This window comes from Corynebacterium macclintockiae (assembly GCF_027570165.1).
Lineage (GTDB): Bacteria > Actinomycetota > Actinomycetes > Mycobacteriales > Mycobacteriaceae > Corynebacterium > Corynebacterium macclintockiae.
The window spans coordinates 1-1,596 of the sequence record NZ_JAKMUV010000022.1 but is presented as its reverse complement, the minus strand read 5'-3'; the positions used below and the strand labels follow the sequence as shown (position 1 = coordinate 1,596).

The 1,596-nt window shown below is 52.2% G+C and carries 3 protein-coding genes; all 3 read left to right on the top strand.

The window, feature by feature from the left end; translation table 11 throughout:
* Positions 1-706, top strand: a 706-nt coding sequence (locus L8U58_RS10075) for an RHS repeat-associated core domain-containing protein (RefSeq protein ID WP_269955266.1), incomplete at its 5' end; no start/stop codon positions are given.
* A gap of 19 nt (positions 707-725) precedes the next feature.
* A complete protein-coding gene (locus tag L8U58_RS10070) occupies positions 726-1,190 on the top strand; it encodes a hypothetical protein (RefSeq protein WP_269955265.1) in 465 nt (154 codons plus the stop codon).
* Positions 1,191-1,364: 174 nt separating this feature from the next.
* The coding region (locus L8U58_RS10065) for a hypothetical protein (RefSeq protein WP_269955264.1) at positions 1,365-1,596 on the top strand (232 nt) is incomplete at its 3' end.

Sequence of the window (1,596 nt, the reverse complement as noted above, 5' to 3'; positions counted from 1 at the left end):
CTACGCCCTGGTGTGCGACCTAGCCGGAGCACCACAGGAACTGATAAACACCACCACCGGTGTCGTCGAGGGACACACCACCCAAACCCTCTACGGCAAGCGCACCTGGTCCGGTCGGTGCACCAGCCCGTTGTTGTTTGCCGGTCAGTACGAGGATGCGGAATCAGGCTGGGCGTACAACCGGTTCCGCTACTACAACCCCACCCTGGGTGGCTACAACGCCCAAGACCCACTCGGACTCGCCCCACGACTCGCCTCCGCACAGGGGTATGTCGACCACGCAGCATACTGGGTCGACGTACTCGGGCTCAAGGCCTGCCCAAATCTCAATGGCGGACGCTACAAAGATCTCACCGCGAAAGACCTCGAAGGAAACAAATACGAACGCCACCACCTGATTTCGAGTCACGCGCTCAAGGAGACACGACCAAAAGGAGTGAAAGCAAGCACTGCACACAGAGAAGGAATCTGTGTAAGACTCACTCCTGAAGAGCACAAGCTCACCAATAACTATGGAAGAAGCGTCGATACAGATATCCAACGAGCACACGAAATCCAAATGATCAGAGCTGGTCGCCATAATGAACTGTTTAGCGAACAGATTCGAGACGTCCAAAGCATCACGTCCGATCGAGATGAAGGCCTACTACAAGCCTGGTTCGCATACAGAGAATCGCCTAGTTGGACTCCCGACCGACTGTTTTAACACCTTAAGGAGAAATAAAGTGGATTACGGGCTAACTCCCCCCAAGGAACTCACCTTTCAAACAGGTATGCACGAATTGGTTCAAAAGCTATCAAACCATAGATCAAAACAGAACCAAGTCTCTTATGATGCAAAGCATCAACCCTCAGCAATTCACATCGGATCAATAGTATTAAATGGGGGTGAGCTGAAACTCCGAATTAGTGAAGTACAAGATACAATACAAGACTTAACCGTCACAGAAATCACAAAGACCGATACCTTTCTCGGAGCACCCCTGAAACAAGACGTCACATCCTTTTGTAACTTTTTAAACCAACAAAATATCTCCTGGAATAGGCCAGACGACGAAGGGCTTTATCTCTGGGAAAATTGGGTCATTTTCTACATTGAGGACGACGTAATTCAGCATATTACTTGGATCAACCCCGACCTACTCTCCGATCTTGAGCTGATAGAACTTGCATTCCCTAGTAACAAGTAGACCAACATTGAAAGCTAGGACTGTGAAGGGTTGCGGGTTTGGTTCCACTGCTTTTGCGGCCCTGTGTTGATGGGGGGCCGCGAGACAGTACTCAGTTTCTACTTCCTGTAGGCCGGCATAACCCGGAGCTTCGTAAAGACTCTTTACGTTCCCCACCCGTACACCCACCGCGACGTGTTCACCCACACCGGTAACCAACTAGCAGCTGTCACCACCACCGTCGACACCGATCCGGCACGGGTGGGTGAAGGCTACGTGTGGACTACTGATCCTGCCACAGGTGAGACACACGGCCAGATCGCACTAACCACCAGTGACAATACCGACACTCCGGCTAACCCTGCCGCTGGTTGGTCGCAGGCCCGGGTTGATGCGGCGTTCTACGCCCTGGTGTGCGACCTAGCCG